This window comes from Laribacter hongkongensis DSM 14985 (assembly GCF_000423285.1).
Classification (GTDB): Bacteria; Pseudomonadota; Gammaproteobacteria; order Burkholderiales; family Aquaspirillaceae; genus Laribacter; species Laribacter hongkongensis.
This window is the reverse complement of sequence record NZ_AUHR01000016.1, coordinates 25,935-39,087: the sequence shown is the minus strand read 5'-3', so window position 1 is coordinate 39,087 and position 13,153 is coordinate 25,935. Positions and strand designations below refer to the sequence as shown.

Genomic DNA, 13,153 nt, shown 5'->3' with positions numbered 1-13,153 from the left:
CCGAAAAGATAGATTCATCCCTGTATCAGACCGGATCGACATGGCGCGGACACCGTAGGCCGCCCAGCAACTACAAGAGGGATGCATATGAACAAGGATGACACCGGGCCGGGCATCGACCTGTCCCTGTCACGTCGCGGACTCCTGAAGGCGTCGGTCGCCTGCGGACTGGCAGCAGTAGCCGGCGGCATCGTACTGCCGTTTGCCAGCCGGCCTGTCCGGGCAGCCGGACCGGCCACCGCTGCCGGACAGGCCGCAACCGAAAAAGTGGTCTGGAGCGCCTGTACCGTCAACTGCGGCAGCCGCTGCCCGTTGCGCATGCATGTCTCTGACGGAGTGATCAAGTGGGTGGAAACCGACAACACCGGCCTTGACGAATACGGCAGCCACCAGGTGCGCGCCTGCGCGCGCGGCCGCTCGATGCGCCGGCGTGTCTACAACCCCGACCGCCTCAAATACCCGATGAAGCGGGTCGGCAAGCGTGGGGAAGGACAGTTCGAGCGCATCAGCTGGGACGAGGCTTATACCCTGATCGCGCAAAGCCTGAAAGACATCGTCGCCAAACATGGCAACGAGGCCGTCTACCTCAATTACGGCACCGGCACCCTCGGCGGCTGCATGACCCGCTCGTGGCCGCCCGGCGCCAGCATGGTCGCCCGCCTGATGAACTGCTACGGCGGGTATCTGAACCACTACGGCGACTACAGCACCGCGCAGATTTTCGCCGGCCTCAATTACACCTACGGCGGCTGGGCCGCCGGCAACTGCACGGCCGACGTGCGCAACACCCGGCTGCTGGTGATGTTCGGCAACAACCCGGCCGAAACCCGCATGAGCGGCGGCGGCGTCACCTATCACCTCGCTGAAGCCCGCCAGCGTTCCGGCGCGCGCATGATCATGATCGACCCGCGCTACAACGACACCGCCTGCGGTCGTGAAGACGAGTGGATTCCGATCCGGCCCGGCACCGATGCCGCCCTGTGCGCCGCCATTGCCCATGTGCTGATTACCGAAAACCTGGTCGACCAACCCTTCCTCGACCAGTATTGCGTCGGCTACGACGAAAAAACCCTGCCGGCCTCGGCTCCGGCCAACGGCCATTACAAGGCCTACATCCTCGGCGACGGCCCGGACGGCATCGCCAAGACCCCGGCATGGGCCAGCGCCATCACCGGCATTCCGGCCGAGCGCATCGTCAAGCTCGCCCGCGAAATCGGCCATACCAAACCTTGCTGCATCGTGCAGGGCTGGGGGCCGCAGCGCCACGCCAACGGCGAGCTGCAATCGCGCGCCATTGCCATGCTGCCGATCCTGACCGGCAACGTCGGCATTGCCGGCGGCAACTCCGGCGCCCGCGAATCGACCTACAGCATGCCGTTCGTACGCATGCCCACGCTGGAAAACCCGGTCAAGACCAGCATTTCGGTGTTCATGTGGACCGACGCCATCCATCGTCACCACGAGATGACCGACAAGACCGACGGCGTACAGGGTGCCGAGCGCCTGAAGTCACCGATCAAGTTCATCTGGAACTACGCCGGCAACTGCCTGATCAACCAGCACGCCGACATCAACCGCACCAGGGAAATCCTCGCGGATGACAAGAAGTGCGAAATGATCGTGGTCATCGACAACCACATGACCTCATCGGCCGCCTACGCCGACATCCTGCTGCCCGACCTGACCGCCAGCGAACAGATGGACTTTGCCAACGACGCCTTTGCCGGCGACATGGACTACGCCATCTTTGCCGACCAGGCCATCGAACCGATGTTCGAATGCAAGAGCATCTACGAGATGCTGACCGGTGTGGCCGACAAGCTCGGGCCGGAGGTGAAGCAGCAGTTCACCGAAGGCCGCACGCAGGAAGAATGGCTGCGCCACCTGTATGAGCAGTCGCGTGCGCTCGACCCGACCTACCCGACCTTCGAGGAGTTCCGCGCCCAAGGCATCATCAAGCGCAAGAACCCGGATGGCACTTTCATCGCCTACAAGGCGTTCCGCGACAATCCGGCGGCCAATCCGCTGACCACCCCGTCGGGCAAGATCGAGATCTACTCGGAAAAACTGGCCGAATACGCCGCCACCTGGAAGCTGGGCGAACGCGAGGTGATCCACCCGCTGCCGGTACACGCCAGCATGCCCGAGGGCTGGGACGACCCGCTGCGCAAGGAGTATCCGCTCCAGCTGTCGGGCTTCCACTACAAGTCACGCACCCACTCGACCTACGGCAACGTCGACGTGCTGGATGCCGCCTCGCGCCAGATGGTGTGGATCAACCCGCTGGATGCCGAACCGCGCGGCATCAGGAACGGCGACACCGTGCGCGTGTTCAATGCCCGGGGCGAAACCCGGGTCATGGCCAAGGTGACACCGCGCATCATGCCGGGCATCGCCGCCATGGGCGAAGGCGCGTGGTACCGCCCGGACGGCAAGGGGGTGGATCACAACGGCTCGTTCAACGTGCTGACCACCCAGCGTCCTTCGCCGCTGGCCAAGGGCGACCCGATGCACACCAACCTCGTCGACATCCAGAAGGCGTAAACGGCCATGAAACAGTACGGTTTTTTCATTGATTCGGCCAAGTGCACCGGTTGCAAGACCTGCACGCTGGCCTGCAAGGACTACAAGGACCTCGGCCCCGACCTCAATTTCCGCCGGGTGTACGAATACACCGGCGGCAGCTGGGTGCAGGACGGAGCGGCCTGGTATCCCGATGTGTTCAGCTACTACCTGTCGGTCAGCTGCAACCACTGCGCCGATCCGGCCTGCACCAAGGTGTGCCCGACCGGCGCCATGGCCAAGGACGCCAACGGCTTTGTCGCCGTGGACGATGCGGTATGCATCGGCTGCAAGTCGTGCCAGATGGCCTGTCCGTATGGCGCCCCGCAATACAACGCTGACACCGGCCGCATGAACAAGTGCGACGGCTGCCGTGACCGCGTGGCCGAGGGCAAGAAGCCGGTCTGCGTCGAATCCTGTCCGCTGCGGGCGCTGGATTTCGGCCCGGTTGACGAACTGCGGCAGAAATACGGCGAACTGGCCGAAGTGGCACCGCTGCCGGCGGCGCATCACACCCGGCCGAGCATTGTCATCAAACCGAATCCCAAGGCACGCCCGCAGGGCGACCGCACCGGATTCCTCGCCAACCCGAAGGAGGTGTGACATGGGCTGGAACGAATGGCCGCTGATCGTCTTCACGGTGCTGGCCCAGACCGCCATCGGTGCTTTCTGGGTACATGCCTTCGTGCTGCTGGGCAATACCGCCAGCAGCGAACAACGCCAGAAACTGGCCCGGGGCTCGCTTGTGCTGTGGCTGCTGATGGCGGTGGCGTTTGCCGCTTCCACGGCGCACCTCGGCATGCCGCTGCGCGCGATCAATTCGCTGGCGCGGGTCGGCAGTGCGCCGCTGTCGAATGAAATCCTGACCGGCGGCGCCTTCTTCGCCCTGGGGGGACTGGGGTGGCTGCTGAGCGTCACCAGCAAAGGCAGCCCCGGGCTGCTCAAGGCCCTGACAGGGCTGACCCTGCTGGCCAGTGTGGCCTTCCTGATCTGCATGGCGCGCTTTTACATGATCGACACCGTGCCGACCTGGAACACGTCGCTGACGCCGGCGGCCTTCCTGGTGACCGCCCTGATCGCCGGCCTGCTGCTCGGACGTGAACGGCTGGCCGCCGCCGGCATCCAGGGGCCGCTGGGTTCGGTGCTGCTGGGCATTGCCGCCCTGGCACTGCTCGCCGGGGTGGTCATGACCCTGGTGCAGCAGGCGAGCCTGCCGCACATTGCCTCGTCCATCCAGTCGGCTGCCGAGCTGGTGCCGGACTACGCCCAGCGCATGGCCGGCCGTTTTGCCCTGCTGGCGGCTGCACTGGCCATCTGGCTGGGGGCCGAACGCCGCGCCTCGCTGCCGGCCCAGCGCAGCCTGGCCACCGTGGCCCTGGTGCTGGTGCTGCTCGGGGAGATGCTGGGCCGCAGCGTGTTCTACGGCCTGCACATGACTGTGGGGCTCTGACATGCCGCAGACCAGGCTTGAATCCGTCGCACCGGCCTTCCGGATACTGGGGGCACTGTTTTACCAGCCCCCGGCAGCCCTGCGGGATACCGGGCTGACCGGCTTTCTGGCCAGCCCGGATTTTCCGGCCGGCTGGCCGGCCGGCAGCCCGGAGCAGCTGGAACAGCTGCGCGCCGGCTTTGCCACTGTGCAGGCGCCGGAACACGATGCCGGGCTGGCCCGCGAGCACCAGCGGCTCTTTGTCGGCCCGGCGGCCCTGCCGGCTCCGCCGTGGGGATCGGTATATCTCGACGAGGAATCCGTCCTGTTCGGTGACTCGACCCGTGCGCTCCAGGCCTTTGCCGGCCGTCACGGCATCGCCCTAGAGACCGGACAGCGCGAGCCTCTCGACCATTTCGGACTGGTGTGCTGGCTGGTTGCACATGCGGCCGAGGCCGGCGACGAGGCGGCGGTGCACGAGCTCCTCTGCGAGCATTTGCTGCCGTGGAGCGGCCGCTTCCTGTCGCTGTTCGAAGAGGCCAGTGCCGGCACGCCGTTTTACCAGGCCGCCGCCGGACTGGCCCGCCTGACGCTGGACGCCCTGCAAACCGGCTGGCCGGTCAGCGTGGCGGCCCGCCGCCTCTACCGTTGACCCGGCGGCCCCCTCTTGCCGCCACATGCACGACCGCAGCGTAAGTCATTGTTGTTGCAAAAGGGGGTGGTCGTCCTTACAATCGCGGGTTTTACAGAATCCGCTCATCAGGAGAATCATTCATGGCTAACAGCGCACAAGCTCGCAAGCGCGCCCGCCAGAGCCTGAAGGCTCGCGCGCACAACGCCAGCCTGCGTACTGCGTACCGCACCGCCGTCAAGAAAGTCATCAAGGCTGTGGAAGCCGGCGACAAGGCCGCTGCCCAAGCTCAACTGGTTACCTCGACGTCGATCATGGACCGCATCGCTGACAAGGGCGTGTTCCACAAGAACAAGGCCTCGCGTCAAAAGAGCCGCCTGTCCGCTGCCATCAAGGCCATGGCCTGATCGCTCGCTGCACAGTCGCACCAAAAAGGCTTCGCTCATGCGAAGCCTTTTTTGTCGCCCGCCGTTGCGACACCATGTCGCAGCCTGCCGGGGGGCCGGCAGCGTAAAATGCCGGCATCCTGCCCTTTGCCCCGCCGCTGTCCATGCCTGACGCCGACCTGCCGCTCAAACTGGTAAAACTCCGCTGGCTCTGGCTGGCCGGGCTGGCCCTGTCACTGGCCGGGCTCGCCAGTGCCGGCATCGCCCTGCCCTATCCGCCGCTCCTGCTGGCCACCGCAGCGGCCGTGGTTGCCAACTTGCTGTGGCAATCCGCGCCCGCCCACCGCCTTGCCCGGCTGGACATGCAGCTGGCGTGGGATGCACTGTTCCTGACCGAACTCTTTTTCTTTACCGGCGGATCGGCCAACCCGCTGGTATCGCTTTATCTGTTGCTGATCGCACTCAGCGCGCTGACCCAATCGCCGCGCACCACGCGCGCACTGGCGCTGGCCTGCGTACTGGCCTACGGCGCGCTGTTCGTCTGGCACCGCCCCCTGCCGCCGGTTCCCGGTGGCACCGACATGCTGATCGCCCTGCATCTGGCAGGCATGTGGCTGACCTTTGCCGCCAGCGCCTGGGTCATCGGCGGCCCGCTGGCACGGCTGGCGCTGACACTGCGCCGGCGCGAGCAGGAAATCGCCCGCCTGCGCGAAAACCAGCTGCGCGACGAACAACTGGTCGCACTGGGCATGCTGGCCGCCAGTGCCGCCCACGAGCTCGGCACCCCGCTCAACACCCTGACCCTGCTGTGCGACGACTGGCAGGCTGCACCGCCGGCGGCCGGCATGGAGGACGACCTTGTCCTGATGCGTGACCAGCTCGCCACCTGCCGGCTGGCCCTGGCACGCCTGCGCTCGCGCGGCCACGACAACACTCCGGCCAGTGCCGCGCCGCTGGCCGGGCAGTTGTCCGCCTTGCTGGCCGACTGGCTCAACCTGCGGCCGGGCGTTCTGCTCGAAACCGATTTCGACCTGCCCGGCGCGCCGCTGCCGCCGTTTGATCCCGGCTTCGGCCCGGCACTGGTCAACCTGCTCAACAATGCGGCCGACGCCGCCGGTAACCAGCCGCTCCGGCTCAGCGCCCGCATCGCGGACCGGCAACTGGTCCTGAACCTGAGCCATCCGGGCGAGCTGGGCGTCGGCCTCGCGCAGCGTCCACTGAACCCGCAACCTTCCAGCAAACCCAACGGACTGGGTCTGGGCACGTTTCTGGCACATGCCACCCTTGAGAAGCTCGGTGGCCGGCTGGAAGTCCGGCCGCAAGCCGGCCAGGTCCTGACCCGCCTTTCCCTGCCATTACCCCGCCATGCCGACCCTGCTGCTGATTGATGACGACCCGGTGTTCCTGACCATGCTGGCCCGCTCGCTCAAGCGGCGCGGCTGGGACAGCCTGAGCGCGCACGACGAAGCCGAAGCCCTGTCCCTGCTGGCTGCACCGCCGGCCGGCATCGACGGCGTGCTGCTGGACCTCAACCTGGCCGGATACAGCGGCCTGCAGCTGATCGGGCCGGTCCGGGAGGCCTTGCCTACCGTACCCGTGGTGGTCCTGACCGGCTATGCCAGCATCGCCACCGCCGTGGATGCCATCAAGCTGGGCGCCACCCAGTATCTGGCCAAACCGGCCGATACCACTGCCATTCTGGCGGCACTGGCCGCCAGGGCGCCGGAAACCGGGCAGGCACCGCCGCCGGAGCAGACCATGTCGCTGAAACGGCTGTCGTGGGAGCATGTCCAGCGCGTGCTGGCCGAGCACGACGGCAACATTTCGGCCACGGCGCGGGCCCTGCACATGCACCGGCGCACCCTGCAACGCATGCTGCAAAAGCGCCCGGTGCAGAACTAGGCAAGAGGCAGAGGACCAGAGGGCGGTCAGGAGCAAGAGAGGTCGACCCGCCACGGACCCGGCAGGTGGCCGGTCTCCTTCCCTGCAAGGCGGCAAGGTACGGAGGGCACGACGGGTGAATGCGGGACGCGGCAGGTACGTCATCCGGCCCTTGCAGAGACGGACAACAGGCGGCACTCAAGCGGTTTTGCTGCGCCGCGCCCGGACAGAACGAGGCCGGACTGCGGCCTTGCACCATGCCCGCCCCCGGCCCGTCCTGCGCTCCGGTGCCGTGGCGGCTGACCGGCTCCGGCTGCCGGCCCCCGTTCAAGTCCGGCCTGGAACCGGTCTTGCCGTACCCGACACAGCCACGCGCCCGCTCCTTGACCGGCCCGGAGGCGCCACAGGCGGGCTGCGCCGTCTACTGGCGCGACTGGCGCAGGGCTTCGCGGATTTTCTGGTCGGTCTTGTACTGCGACAGGGCATACACCGACCACATGGCGGCCGGCACCCAGCCGATCAGCGTCAGTTGCAGCAGCAGGCAGATGATGCCGGCGAAGGGACGGCCAATGGTGAAGAACTGCAAAAACGGCACGAAAATGGCGAGCAGCAGACGCATCGGGGCTCCTTGGACAAGGTTGAAAAAACACGGGCCGACCCCGCTCGCCGGTCTGCCGGGCGGGGTGGCGGTAACAGACACACAATGAAAGCCACCGGCTTCAGGGCGGCTAACAAAACTTCAGGCGAACACTGGCAAGAGCCTGATCAGGCATGCACCGGCCCGTGGATAAAACGGGGTTTGCCAGCAACCCTCAACCGAGCTTGACCATCTCCAGCTGCTGGATGCTGCGCCCGAGGAAGCGCTCGCCGATGGTCTGGAACTTCAGCGGAATGTCGGTGACAAAGTAGCGGTAATAGGTTTCGGCGGCCGGCGGGTTGAGCAGGCCCAGCCGTTCCAGCGTGGCGGCTGTTGCCTGCGCCGTGGTGACGGCCGAATCGACCAGCTGGACGCCGGGGCCGGCCACGTCGGCCAGCAGCGGCTTGAGCAGCGGATAGTGGGTGCAGCCCAGCACCAGGGTGTCGACCTCTTCGACCAGCACGGTCTTGAGGTATTCCTCGGCGGTCAGGCGCGTGACCGGGTGGTCCAGCCAGCCTTCTTCCACCAGCGGCACGAACAGCGGGCAGGCCTGCGAATACAGGCGTGCCTGCGGATTCATCACGTGGATGGCACGGGCGTAGGCATTGGCGTTGATGGTGGTCGGTGTGGCAATCACGCCGATTTCACCGGAGCGGCTGGCGGCTACGGCGGCCTGGCTGCCGGCATCGATCACGTCCAGCACCGGCACGCCCAGCGGTTCGGCCACGCTCCGCACCACGTCGGCCGCCACGGCGGCCATGGTGTTGCAGGCGATGATCAGTGCCTTGACGTCGCGCGCCAGCAGGAACTCGGCGATTTCCCGCGTGTAATGCTGGATGGTGGCGACCGATTTGGTGCCGTAGGGCACGCGGGCGCTGTCGCCAAAATACAGAATGTCTTCAAACGGCAGACGATCCATCAGGGCGCGTACGACGGTCAGGCCGCCGATGCCGGAGTCGAATACGCCGATGGGGCGGCGTCTGGAGTCGGTCATGGTGCAAACAGGGTCAATTGCCAAGCCGGGATTCTACGCTGATTGGCTGTCCGAACGGCAGTGCTGCGCCAGCGCCCACGCCACATGCTCGCGCACCAGCCCGCTCGGATCATCGGCCCGCGTCCGGAGGGCGGCCACGACGGCCGGCGACGCGGGGGCATTGCCCAGTGCCACGGCCAGATTGCGCGACCAGCGCTCGAAGCCGATGCGCAGGACCGGACTGCCGGCCATGCGCTGGCGGAAATCGTCCTCGCTCCAGCCGAACAGCTCGACCAGCCGGGCCCGGTCCAGCCCATGCCGTGGCGCAAAGTCGGCCACGGTGGTCGGCTCGGCAAAGCGGTTCCACGGGCAGGCCAGCTGGCAGTCGTCGCAGCCGTAGATGCGGTTGCCCAGCAGGGGCCGCAGGTCCGGCGGGATTGGTCCGTCGTGTTCGATGGTCAGGTAGGAAATGCAGCGCCGGGCATCCACCTGGAAGGGCGCCACGATGGCGCCGGTCGGACAGGCGTCCAGACAGCGGGTGCAGCGGCCGCAGTGCGGCTCCTGCGGCGGGTCTTCCGGCAGCGGCAGGTCGGTCAGCAGTTCGCCGAGGAAAAAATACGACCCGGCCTCGCGGGTCAGCAGCAGCGTGTGCTTGCCGCGCCAGCCCAGCCCGGACTGGGCGGCAAGCGCCACCTCCATCAGCGGAGCGCTGTCGGTGAACGCCCGGTAGCCGAATGGCCCGTGTGCAGCGCTGATGCGATCGGCGAGTTTTTGCAGCCGCGCGCGCAAGACCTTGTGATAGTCGCGTCCCAGCGCATAGCGCGACACATAGGCGCCGTCACCGTCGGCCAGCTGGTCGGCAGCCGGACGCGCATCGCCCGGCCAGTAAGGCAGCCGCACGCAGATCACGCTGAGTGTTCCGGCCACCAGCTCGGCCGGCCGGGCACGCATCATGCCGTGCCGGGCCATGTAGTCCATACTGCCGTGATAACCGGCGGCCAGCCAGTCAGAAAGCCCCTGTTCAGCTTCGGCTGGCAAACTGGCCCGGCTTATGCGACAGGCAGCAAATCCGAGTTCGGTCGCCCATTCTTTAATCTGGCGCGATAATTGGGGATAATCAGTCGTTTGCAAGGCTTGGGCAGACATGGATACGCACACTACGCTGACAGTCGGACTGGCTGACGAGGCAGCGACACTGGCCTTCGGCGAAGCGCTGGCGAGCCGGCTGGTGCCGGGCATGACCGTTTTTCTCGAAGGAGACCTGGGGGCAGGCAAGACCACCCTCACGCGCGGCATTTTACGCGGCTTTGGTCATGCCGGGCGGGTCAAGAGCCCGACCTATGCGCTGGTGGAATCCTACGAACTGCCGCAACTGGCCGTGCACCATTTTGACCTTTACCGCTTTGCCGACCCGGAAGAATGGGTAGATGCCGGCTTCCGCGACCTCTTTGATGCCGGAAGCCTGGCGCTGATCGAGTGGCCGGAAAAAGCCCTGGCCCTGCTGCCGGCGCCGGACCTGACCCTGACCCTGCACCCGGACGGACCGGGACGCCAAGCAACGCTCACCGCTCATACCGAACGGGGATTGCCATGCCTGAATCCTTACTGACCTCACGCCGCCGCCTGTTGCAGGCCGGCGGCTCCCTCATGCTGCTGATGCTGTCGGGCGCCAGCCTTGCCGGCGGAGCCGGCGTCATTGCCGTGCGCAGCTGGCCGTCAGCCACCTATACCCGCATCACGCTGGAATCCGACGGCGCGCTGAAATACCGCTCGTTCACCATGTCGAGCCCGAACCGGCTGGTGATCGACCTCGAAGGCGTGCAGCTCAATGCCGTCCTGCGCGAATTCAGCGAACGGGCCATCGACGACCCCTACATCCGTACCGCCCGCGCCGGACAGTTCAACCCGACCACGGTACGGGTCGTGCTCGACCTCAAGAGCGAAGTCCGGCCCGAGATCTTCACCCTCGCGCCGATCGCCGAATACCGGCACCGGCTGGTGGTCGACCTCTACCCGGCCCAGAGCGACGACCCGCTGCTGGCACTGCTGGAAGACTTCAACCAGGGCAAGGTCAGCCCCGCCGAACCGCCGCCCAAACGCAACGAGCCGGCCAGTACCGGCAAGGGCGGACGGCCGTTCGTGGTCATGCTCGACCCCGGCCACGGCGGCGAGGATCCCGGCGCCATCGGCCCGTCCGGCGCCCGCGAAAAGAATGTCGTGCTTGCCATCGCCCGCCAGCTCAAGCGCAAGATCGACGCCACACCCGGCATGCGCGCGCACCTGACCCGCGACGACGACATTTTCATTCCGCTCGGCGTACGGGTCGCCAAGGCGCGTCAGGTCAAGGCCGACCTCTTCGTGTCGATCCATGCCGACGCTTTCACCACGCCGACCGCACGCGGCTCGTCGGTCTTTACCCTGTCGGAAAAGGGTGCCACCAGCACGGCGGCCAAATGGCTGGCCAAGACCCAGAACGACGCCGACCTTGTGGGCGGCATCAAGATCGACGCCGGCCGCGACCGCTATCTGGCCCACACCCTGCTCGACCTGACCCAGACCGCCACCATCAACGACAGCATGAAGCTGGCGCGCGCAGTGCTGGACGAACTGGGCGACATCAACCGGCTGCACAAGAACCAGGTCGAACAGGCCGGCTTTGCCGTGCTCAAGGCACCGGACATCCCCTCGATCCTCGTCGAGACGGCTTTCATTTCCAACCCGGAAGAAGAAGCCAAGCTCACCAATCCGCTGCATCAGGCCAGGATTGCCGACGCCCTGCATTCCGGCATTCGCCAGTACGCCGGCAAAACCGTGCTGGCGCGCACCTGACCCGGACAACAGGGTGAATCCCCACGCCACGGCGGGCATCATGCCCGCCGTTTTTTTGCGCCGGTCGCTGGCAGGCTGACAGCCGGCCGGGCCCGGAATCAGGCCGGACGGCATGGCGACTGCCCGAAGGGACAATCATCTGCCAGGCAGAAATATGTCGGTTAACACATGACAAAATTCACGCCAGCGGCATGAATTTTACTTTTTTATCATTTCAAATCACAAATTTATATGACAATCATCGTGATAGCATGAGTAAAACTATGACAATCAACAAGACGTATAAAGCCGGTAAATACGATCTCAACTACAAAGGAACCGTCGATGAAAGTATCCGAACACCGACAGGAAATTGCCCATGACATGAGTCTGGCAGCCTGGACAGGACTGGCACTGGGCCCCCTGCTCCTGCTGCTGACCCTCCTGACCGATCCGCCTGCCGGCATGAGCCCCGATGCCTGGAAATGCGTCGGCATGGCCCTGATGATGGCTGTCTGGTGGTCCACCGAAGCCATCCCGATTCCGGCCACCTCGCTGCTGCCGATCCTGCTGGTACCGGTACTGGGGCTGGGTTCGATCAAGTCGGCGTCGGCGCCTTACGCCAACCCCACCATCTACCTGTTCCTCGGCGGCTTCATCCTTGGCCTCGCGCTGGAAAAGTGGAACCTGCACAAGCGCATCGCGCTCTATACCCTGCATGCGGTCGGCTACCAGCCGCGCCGGCAGGTCGCCGGTTTCATGCTGGCTACCGCACTGCTGAGCATGTGGGTCAGCAATACCGCCACCACCATCATGATGATGCCGATCGGCCTGTCGGTCATCGCGCTCCTGACGCAGGATGACGAAACCAACGAACAGCAGGCCTTTGCCACCGCCCTGCTGCTGGGCATTGCCTACGCCGCCAGCATCGGCGGCATCGCCACCCTGATCGGCACCCCGCCCAACGCGCTGCTGGCAGCCTTCCTCAAGGACAACTACGACGTGCACATCGGCTTTGGCCAGTGGATGCTGCTGGGCGTACCGGTGTCGCTGGGCATGCTGCTCTTTACCTGGTGGTGGCTGACGCGCAAGCGCTTCACCCTCAATACCGACGCGGCCCGCACCATGATCGAGCAGCAGTTGCAGGAACTGGGCCCGATGAGCAAGCCGGAAAAAATGGTGGCCACCGTGTTTGTCCTGACCTCGCTGGCGTGGATTTTCCAGCCGCAACTCAAGACCTTCATTCCGGCTGCCAACGATACCTCCATCGCCATGGCCGCAGCCCTCGCCCTGTTCATCATCCCGGTGGATGCCCGAAAGCGCGTGTTCCTGATGAACTGGGAACACGCCGGCAAGGTGCCCTGGGGCATCCTGCTGCTGTTCGGCGGCGGCCTGTCGCTGGCCACGGTGATCGGCAGCACCGGTCTGGCCGAATGGATTGCCAGCGCACTGGGCGGCCTGTCGATGATGGAAGGCATCATGTTGATGGCGCTGATCGTCGCCGTCATCACCTTCCTGACCGAAGTGACCTCCAACACCGCTACCGCAGCCGCCTTCCTGCCGCTCCTGGGAGCACTGGCCGTATCGCAGGGACTGCCGCCGGAGCTTCTGGCAATCCCGGCCGCGATTGCCGCCAGCTGTGCCTTCATGATGCCGGTAGCCACCCCGCCCAACGCCATCGTGTTCGGCACCGGCCACATGGAAATCCGCTCGATGATGAAGGCCGGTCTGGTGCTCAACCTGTTCGGCATCGTGTTCGTCACCGGCATGTGCTACAGCCTGATCGGCCTGATCTGGAGCACCTCGCTGTAATCCGGGCCCGGCCTGCCGGCCAGCACAAAGGGAG

General features: G+C 65.7%; 13 protein-coding genes. 10 read left to right on the top strand and 3 right to left on the bottom strand.

What is annotated here, in order from left to right; genetic code table 11:
* Positions 1–87: 87 nt before the first annotated feature.
* The 7 genes from G542_RS0111910 (at position 88) to G542_RS0111880 (ending at position 6,910) form a co-directional block, all read left to right on the top strand.
* Positions 88–2,544 carry a DmsA/YnfE/YnfF family dimethyl sulfoxide reductase gene (locus G542_RS0111910; RefSeq protein ID WP_012697964.1) on the top strand — a complete coding sequence of 819 codons (2,457 nt, stop codon included), beginning with the start codon at positions 88–90 and terminating at the stop codon, positions 2,542–2,544.
* 6 nt (positions 2,545–2,550) lie between these two features.
* Positions 2,551–3,165 (top strand): DMSO/selenate family reductase complex B subunit, encoded by a 615-nt coding sequence (locus tag G542_RS0111905; protein WP_012697965.1) that lies wholly within the window; start codon positions 2,551–2,553, stop codon positions 3,163–3,165.
* 1 nt (position 3,166) lies between these two features.
* Positions 3,167–4,012, top strand: coding sequence for a DmsC/YnfH family molybdoenzyme membrane anchor subunit (locus G542_RS0111900; RefSeq protein ID WP_027824225.1), 846 nt, complete (start codon positions 3,167–3,169; stop codon positions 4,010–4,012).
* Position 4,013: 1 nt separating this feature from the next.
* On the top strand, positions 4,014–4,643 hold the full coding sequence (dmsD, locus tag G542_RS0111895) for a Tat proofreading chaperone DmsD (protein WP_027824224.1): 630 nt from the start codon (positions 4,014–4,016) through the stop codon (positions 4,641–4,643).
* 122 nt (positions 4,644–4,765) lie between these two features.
* Positions 4,766–5,029, top strand: a complete 264-nt coding sequence (rpsT, locus tag G542_RS0111890; protein WP_012697968.1) for a 30S ribosomal protein S20 — start codon at positions 4,766–4,768, stop codon at positions 5,027–5,029.
* 143 nt (positions 5,030–5,172) lie between these two features.
* On the top strand, positions 5,173–6,396 hold the full coding sequence (locus G542_RS0111885) for an ActS/PrrB/RegB family redox-sensitive histidine kinase (RefSeq protein ID WP_034985760.1): 1,224 nt from the start codon (positions 5,173–5,175) through the stop codon (positions 6,394–6,396).
* Positions 6,374–6,910 (top strand): response regulator transcription factor, encoded by a 537-nt coding sequence (locus G542_RS0111880; RefSeq protein ID WP_012697970.1) that lies wholly within the window; start codon positions 6,374–6,376, stop codon positions 6,908–6,910. Before G542_RS0111885 ends, G542_RS0111880 begins: the two co-directional genes overlap by 23 nt.
* Before the next feature lie 400 nt (positions 6,911–7,310).
* Here G542_RS0111880 and G542_RS0111875 read toward each other — a convergent pair whose 3' ends face one another.
* The 3 genes from G542_RS0111875 to queG all read right to left on the bottom strand — a co-directional run bounded on the left by G542_RS0111875 (position 7,311) and on the right by queG (position 9,645).
* Positions 7,311–7,508: a YqaE/Pmp3 family membrane protein gene (locus G542_RS0111875; RefSeq protein ID WP_012697971.1), complete on the bottom strand. Its 198-nt coding sequence runs from the start codon at positions 7,506–7,508 to the stop codon at positions 7,311–7,313.
* Positions 7,509–7,701: 193 nt separating this feature from the next.
* The gene (murI, locus tag G542_RS0111870) at positions 7,702–8,520 is read right to left on the bottom strand and encodes a glutamate racemase (RefSeq protein ID WP_012697972.1); all 819 of its coding nucleotides are present in this window, start codon (positions 8,518–8,520) and stop codon (positions 7,702–7,704) included.
* A gap of 33 nt (positions 8,521–8,553) precedes the next feature.
* On the bottom strand, positions 8,554–9,645 hold the full coding sequence (gene queG / locus G542_RS0111865; protein ID WP_027824222.1) for a tRNA epoxyqueuosine(34) reductase QueG: 1,092 nt from the start codon (positions 9,643–9,645) through the stop codon (positions 8,554–8,556).
* Here queG and tsaE point away from each other — a divergent pair.
* The 3 genes from tsaE to G542_RS0111850 all read left to right on the top strand — a co-directional run bounded on the left by tsaE (position 9,644) and on the right by G542_RS0111850 (position 13,119).
* On the top strand, positions 9,644–10,108 hold the full coding sequence (gene tsaE / locus G542_RS0111860; protein WP_012697974.1) for a tRNA (adenosine(37)-N6)-threonylcarbamoyltransferase complex ATPase subunit type 1 TsaE: 465 nt from the start codon (positions 9,644–9,646) through the stop codon (positions 10,106–10,108). The genes queG and tsaE overlap by 2 nt on opposite strands.
* Positions 10,090–11,328: an N-acetylmuramoyl-L-alanine amidase gene (locus G542_RS0111855; RefSeq protein WP_012697975.1), complete on the top strand. Its 1,239-nt coding sequence runs from the start codon at positions 10,090–10,092 to the stop codon at positions 11,326–11,328. Before tsaE ends, G542_RS0111855 begins: the two co-directional genes overlap by 19 nt.
* A 324-nt stretch (positions 11,329–11,652) precedes the next feature.
* Positions 11,653–13,119 carry an SLC13 family permease gene (locus G542_RS0111850; protein WP_012697976.1) on the top strand — a complete coding sequence of 489 codons (1,467 nt, stop codon included), beginning with the start codon at positions 11,653–11,655 and terminating at the stop codon, positions 13,117–13,119.
* Positions 13,120–13,153: the final 34 nt, after the last annotated feature.